Origin of the sequence: Vibrio sp. 10N.247.311.12, assembly GCF_041467515.1 — a bacterium.
Lineage (GTDB): Bacteria > Pseudomonadota > Gammaproteobacteria > Enterobacterales > Vibrionaceae > Vibrio > Vibrio crassostreae_C.
Genome location: NZ_JBFSUV010000015.1, coordinates 84,079 through 90,191 on the forward strand (window position 1 = coordinate 84,079; position 6,113 = coordinate 90,191).

General features: G+C 44.6%; 6 protein-coding genes and 1 tRNA gene. 1 reads left to right on the forward strand and 6 read right to left on the reverse strand.

Going from position 1 to position 6,113, the window contains the following annotated elements; genetic code table 11:
• Nucleotides 1-43 precede the first annotated feature (43 nt).
• The 6 genes from AB6E30_RS08840 to AB6E30_RS08865 form a co-directional block, all read right to left on the reverse strand.
• Entirely contained in the window at nt 44-1,231 is a 1,188-nt protein-coding gene (locus AB6E30_RS08840; protein ID WP_372103308.1) for a DUF1501 domain-containing protein, read from the reverse strand.
• 8 nt (nt 1,232-1,239) lie between these two features.
• Nucleotides 1,240-2,601: a DUF1800 family protein gene (locus AB6E30_RS08845; RefSeq protein ID WP_372103311.1), complete on the reverse strand. Its 1,362-nt coding sequence runs from the start codon at nt 2,599-2,601 to the stop codon at nt 1,240-1,242.
• Between the two features lie 140 nt (nt 2,602-2,741).
• Nucleotides 2,742-3,173 (reverse strand): GNAT family N-acetyltransferase, encoded by a 432-nt coding sequence (locus tag AB6E30_RS08850; protein ID WP_372103314.1) that lies wholly within the window; start codon nt 3,171-3,173, stop codon nt 2,742-2,744.
• A gap of 93 nt (nt 3,174-3,266) precedes the next feature.
• Entirely contained in the window at nt 3,267-3,761 is a 495-nt protein-coding gene (locus AB6E30_RS08855) for a GNAT family N-acetyltransferase (protein ID WP_017081498.1), read from the reverse strand.
• A 71-nt stretch (nt 3,762-3,832) separates the two neighbouring features.
• Nucleotides 3,833-4,171 carry a zinc ribbon domain-containing protein YjdM gene (locus AB6E30_RS08860; protein ID WP_004731484.1) on the reverse strand — a complete coding sequence of 113 codons (339 nt, stop codon included), beginning with the start codon at nt 4,169-4,171 and terminating at the stop codon, nt 3,833-3,835.
• 179 nt (nt 4,172-4,350) lie between these two features.
• Nucleotides 4,351-5,514: a threonine/serine exporter family protein gene (locus AB6E30_RS08865; RefSeq protein WP_102278796.1), complete on the reverse strand. Its 1,164-nt coding sequence runs from the start codon at nt 5,512-5,514 to the stop codon at nt 4,351-4,353.
• A gap of 523 nt (nt 5,515-6,037) precedes the next feature.
• Here AB6E30_RS08865 and AB6E30_RS08870 point away from each other — a divergent pair.
• Nucleotides 6,038-6,112: transfer RNA gene (locus AB6E30_RS08870), tRNA-Gly, on the forward strand.
• Nucleotide 6,113: the final 1 nt, after the last annotated feature.

A 6,113-nucleotide genomic window follows, 5' to 3' on the forward strand; every position in this document is an offset into this window, starting at 1 on the left:
ATTCAAACGACTGAATCGCATCTAACTGGGTCTTGGTAAAACTCTAAACAAGATTCATCGGTCTAATATCGGCACTACCAGGGAAGATAGCGTTGAGTTGTTTCACTTCTATCGATAAATGTCGGTTGAGCACACCCTTGATAACCGAACGCATATCAATCGTTGGATCAAGATCTCGGCCTTCATATAGTTGGCTTTGGCTCAAGCCCGGCCAATTGGCAATAACCTTACCACCCGCTCCTTTCAACGATGGCATCGTGCCACCTGCAACAAACATGACGTTGCCGGTGCCATGGTCGGTTCCTTTAGTGCCGTTTTCTTTTGCTGTTCGACCAAATTCACTGGCCGCGATGATCACTGTCTTCTGCCAACGATCACCTAGTGAAGCCTTGAGAGCCGCTAACCCAACATCCAAAGTTTTAAGTTGATTGCTCAACCTACCATTTACGCTACCTTGATTGGCGTGAGTGTCCCATCCACCGAGTTCTAACGCTGCGATGTTTGGTCCGTTATCAGCCGACAATATGTCGCCTGTTTTACCCATCAATGATTTAAACTGTTTGCCGACACCTTGGTCGCCTACCAGTTGATCTATCTTCATGACACTTTCAAAGTTTGAAAACAGCATTTGGTCACTTTGGAACAACTCTTCCAGCAATTCCGTTTGTTTATCGCGTGTTTTCAAGCGGTTTGGGTACCAACTTGCCACGGTCGATTCGCCCTGCATGATGAGTGGTAAGCCCGAATCAATCGCTATTCCATCGTATTTTTCTGTGCTCAACCTGAGTAAACGGTTAATCCACCCTACGGTGTTAAACGGGTCGGAAGTCCCATTCTCCAATATCTTCTGTCCATCAAAATGTGAACGCTCACGATAAGCGGTTGAACAAGCGTGTACAAAGCTGAGTTCGTTACTCTCATACCATTGATGGCACTGCTTTAGAGATGGATGAAGCCCAAAGAAGTTATCTAACTTCAATAGCTGATCGGGTTTCAATCCGATGTTAGGTCTCAAATTAGAGTAATCCGGATCGGCATGCGGCACTACAACATTTAAGCCATCCATCGCGCCACGCAGTGATACCCAAATGAAGATATTGTCTGAACCTGTTTTGGCAAAGCTTGGAAATGGCAACATCGCACTGACGCCAACAGCCGCCGCAATGCCCATGAACTGGCGGCGGTTAATACTATGTGGCGCTTTATTCTGAGAACAATCTTGCTTTTTCATACCCACTCCTAACGATATTGAAACTGCGGGCTTAGCCACAACAGGGAAAGTTGCATTGCAGCGCTGTCGGCTTTGTTCAATACAATTTGGGTGTGTTCATCAATAGCATCGCCATATAAACCCGCGATCACTTTATCCACTACCGCTTTCGGTTTAACTCCCGACGCTTTAGCCGATTTTATTGCAGCAGATGCAAGCCTATTCGCAACTTGCATACGTTGAGTCAACGCCGAAGGGCTATTGTAGTCTCTGTCTTGATCCGACCAGCCTGCTGGTGAACCCGGTTTAAAAGGAGGCTGCCCTAAATTGTTGAGAGCATTGAATGCCTGTTTCTCGTTTAAAGAAATATCGGCACTACGAAGGACGGCAAACAGCCACTCCTTCGGCGGTCTAAAACGATTGGGGTTAGGTTTACTCGCCTCAGCGCTGTTCAATAACAGTCGATAAATAGGCAGTAAATTCCCCTCGCCTTTCAGATATTCAGCAACCAATTGCTCTGAGAGTTCTTTAGGTGTGTCGCCAATGAAATGCTGGCAAAGCTTGCCAACCAAGTGTGTAGCAGTGTCTTTGTGAGTCGCTAAGGTTTGCAGACACGACTCTCCTTGCGAGACGCCGGATTGAGAATAGGACTTGCCAAGCAATGTGATACTTCCTGGCTCATGCAGGTTATTAGCAAATCGAAACCCAGCATCAGGAGATTTAAATTTAATGCCCCAGCCTGAAATGGCTTTTGCTAAAGCAATAACATCTTGCTGAGTGTAAGAACCATCAACGCCAAGAGTGTGGAGTTCTAAGATCTCACGAGCGAGGTTCTCATTGAGCCCCTTATTACGGCGCTTTCCGACTTTTGAATTGGGACCAATCGAGAGTTGATTATCGAGATACAGAAGCATCGCAGGATGTTTAGAAGAAGCCATCAGCATCTCACCAAAGTTACCATTCCAATGCTGGCGAACCACATCGTTTTCAATGCTGGCGGCCAAGGGCATCAGTTTTCGATTATCGACCGAGATGGCGAAGTGATTGCTCCAAAACTGAATGATGCGCTCTTGAAAACCATAAGGCGTTTCAACACTTTGTAGGTGGCGAGCTTGAGCTTGTTGTCGATACTGCGTTCGAAGAAAAGACTGCGCTTCTTTCTTCATAGCTTGCATCTGTTGTTCGTCACCCTTGGCCTTCATTCGTTGTACACGATTCTGTCCTACTTTAATCAGAGTAGATTCGGTACTCGGTAAATCTTGTATGGCTTGGTGAACGAATGGCTTTTTATCCAACTGTTCTACAGGAGAATAATACGTTGTTTGACCTAATCTAGGCCCAAACCCAAACCTTTGTTCACCCACGATTTTTGAAGTCGGGTAATAATTCATTGCACACTCCCTTACGCTCGATCTTTTCTAAGTGTAATCGCTTAGTCATCAAGCATAGGGAGCTTTACAAGGTTTTACGTTAGATAAGTGTCAGGTGCCTATCAAGTTACCGACACGGTGTGATCATTTTGAATGAGTGTCTATTCACGCCACATATAGACAAACTGATCGTTTTGCGAGGTGATTTCGAAGCCAAACCTTAAATACAACTCCCCAACTCGATTACCTTGTAAATAACACAACTCCACAGGCTTATTGAGTTTGGCTGCTTGAGCTAAGCAATCCGTTAAAACTTGGCTGCCAATACCTTTGCCATGATATTCAGGCAGTAGAAAGAATCGGCAAAAATAGAAGTGCTCGCCTTTGTCTTGCAGCAACACACTGCCAATCGCTTTGCCCTGATACTCAATGATTTCAGGCCTTTCCTCTGCCCACTCTTCGGCGTGTATGTCTCGTTGAATTTGGTCATCCCAGCCAAAAACAGCCTTGATTGGCTCATATTCAGCCGCCTTTTTTAGCTCGAACAGAAATTCATAATCTGATGACTGAGCAGGTCTTGTTGAATACTTCAAAATACCTCCAACAATAATTGGCTATGGCTTCATTTTCGTTTAAACCGGGACATAGTAACCCCGATCAAACCAAAAGATGCCACGCTTAAATGTTCATTTTGGTTCTAGTTGGTAACGTAAGACTTCGTGTTTATCTTGCTCTGAATAAAAGGTACTCAGGAATTGTCCACCGCACTTCTCAATGACCTTTTGCGAAGCTATATTGCCCCTCTCACACGTAATAATAGCGCTTTCGGACAATACGTACCGTTGAACCCAAGACAACATATGACTTGCGATACCCCGCCCTCTCGCTTGTGGCAAAGTCTCGTAGCCGATATGTCCGATGACATCGTGAATGTACGGACTGGTGCCATGACGAACTCTTATCACTCCAAGAATACGTCCAGACTCGAAACAAAAATAAGTAGAAGCAGGCGTCCACCCTTCTGGCAAACCCCCACCTTTTGAATAAGCAATTCGTCTTTCTAAATAGGCATCACTGCCATCAGAAATGCCCGTGTAAATATCTAACCCATCTTCAACACAGGCGTTCACATAGTGATGAAAGGCAGTTGAATGCGAAAGAGCAGCTTTAACCATGTCCATATGATGTTAATTCTCCGCCGGTTTTACGCTATTTAGTTCATTAGCAACTCGCAATTTTGACCGATTATCGACTATTGCTTCTTAACGTACTTCGCCGTAACCAACATTTCACCGCCACCATCCAACTTGCAATCTAGCTGGTGATCTTTGCCTTCGTTGATGCGTCGAATCACGGCTTTAGTGCCGATTTTCAGTACGCTAGAACTGCCTTTAATTTTTAGATCTTTAATGAAGGTAACTTTATCGCCACTTTCCAATACAACGCCATTTACGTCCTTAACACGCGCGGCTTCTCTTTCTAAACGCTCTTCTTCTGGATTCCACTCATAGGCACACTCAGGGCAGATTAGGTTGTTTTGGTCTGGGTAGACATATTCAGATTGGCATTGCGGACAAGGAGGTAGAGACATACGTTAATACTTAATTTAAATAGAATTTGTTCCATTTTAATGGCTCTTGTCAGGCTTAGCGAGCATAAATCTAACAAGTTTTACGGAGAGCTAATTGTCTTCAAAAAAGAGCAGCACCTAAAACGAACAAACACAGCCGCTAAGCTGTGTTTGTTTAAAGGTTTGAAAAGCGGAACGGCTTAACGTTCGACTTTTGGTGAGTAAATCGAGTAAGCGGTGATTTGCCCTGCCACGATTGCCGAGAACATGAATAACGCCGATAAACCAATACTCGGGATAGGCAGAATCGACTGTTCAAACACCGATTGGCTGGCACTTACTAATACTCGGCTACCCGGAACCAAGATGATGATCCCTTGCACGATATAAATAGAGCCCGTGAGCTCCATCTTCTTGGCAATCCAAGTCCCGTACAAAGTAATAAGAACCGTCGTAACCCAAGTACCGACAACCCAACCACTATCAAAACCTAGGTAGAACGGGCCCCACATACCGAGAACCGCTACTGGTAAACCAAGTAAGATGTCTTTAGGTCGCGCATTGAACATCACACCGATAGAAACAGAGATCAGCACCAAGCCAGATATGTGCATCCACATCGGTACCGCATTGATATAGTCGATGGAGACCGCTTGTCCCCATATCGCTTCACCGATGTTGAGCCCCATGATAATCCCTACAAACAGCTTAATCAGGGTTAAGGCGCTCTGCCCTAGCAAGCTGGTACCAGAAACCAAGTCATTAAACGCCAAACATTCTAGTGCGTTGGCTATGGATAACCCGGGGACAAACAAGACGATCGAGGCGATACACAACGCCCACACTGGTATCGGCAACCCTGTGCTCGCCAAAAACGCTACAAAGATACCCGTTAACAGTGCCGAGATGAATTCAACTGCGATAGCGCGACGTGAATGAAGGACTTGCTGACAGACCCAAACCATCAAACCCAATAACGCAGAAAAACCCACCGCTTCCAACGTACTGCCCACCAGCATCAAATACGCAGGCGGAATCCCCATATTGGCTAGTGCAGTCACAAATTTAGAGTAACCGACAGGCTCTGGTACAGGCTCACTGCTCGGTTGGTTAATACGAATGATGGTATTAGCCAACAAACTCAGGTTAATTGAAGCAGGCTTTAGACGCTTAAGAATCACAGCGTTGTTATCGTCTGGAAACTGATAATTGATCGCGGTTGGCGTTGCTTGGATCATCACATCCACACCATGCTTTTTAGCATAATATTGTGTATATTTTTCAAGCTTATACGGAGCACAACCACTGCGGTGAAGAGTGTCACCAATTTCAACAATTTTGTTAATTCGGAACTGAGAAGGCATGGGTATTTTAGGGGAGACAAAATGTGCGGCAAATGTACCAAACGATAGACGGATTGACGAGACTTTTGCGTAAATTATCAACTCAACTCGTTACTTTTTTCTTCGAACGCTTAAAGGTGCGTATAACTCTACTCATTTGGGATTAGTTTCCTGAATACTTCGACTGGTTGGTAAGTTAAATTTATGCATCCATATTGTTATTAATGGACGCCAAAACACGATTAAAAATCAGTTTATGTTAACACTCCAAATTCCTTAATTTGTATGGGTTTTATGACAAGCTAACACCAACAAACTGGTTTATAAATCAAACCGAATTTGTCACAGAAATAGCGGGGGATTTTCCATTGTTTCTCGCCCTCCGTTTAACGAGAGTTTAGTCACATTTTATTCACTCTGAAAACGCCGAACATGATTGAAAAACTAGCGGTGTGGTGGTTATGCGAGCACTTAGAATAAAAATGAAAGAAAAAGGTTTCGTTTTCAGTTAGATGTGGCATTATCAAACTCGTTAAGACGATGTGCGTGCATCGTATAATGGCTATTACCTCAGCCTTCCAAGCTGATGATGCGGGTTCGATTCCCGCTGCACGCTCCAA

What these genes read in the sequence shown, in the direction of transcription:
- AB6E30_RS08865 (WP_102278796.1), bottom strand. Translation starts at nt 5,514, where the DNA reads ATGCCTTCTCAGTTCCGAATTAACAAAATTGTTGAAATTGGTGACACT.
- AB6E30_RS08840 (WP_372103308.1), bottom strand. Translation starts at nt 1,231, where the DNA reads ATGAAAAAGCAAGATTGTTCTCAGAATAAAGCGCCACATAGTATTAAC.
- AB6E30_RS08860 (WP_004731484.1), bottom strand. Translation starts at nt 4,171, where the DNA reads ATGTCTCTACCTCCTTGTCCGCAATGCCAATCTGAATATGTCTACCCA.
- AB6E30_RS08855 (WP_017081498.1), bottom strand. Translation starts at nt 3,761, where the DNA reads ATGGACATGGTTAAAGCTGCTCTTTCGCATTCAACTGCCTTTCATCAC.
- AB6E30_RS08845 (WP_372103311.1), bottom strand. Translation starts at nt 2,601, where the DNA reads ATGAATTATTACCCGACTTCAAAAATCGTGGGTGAACAAAGGTTTGGG.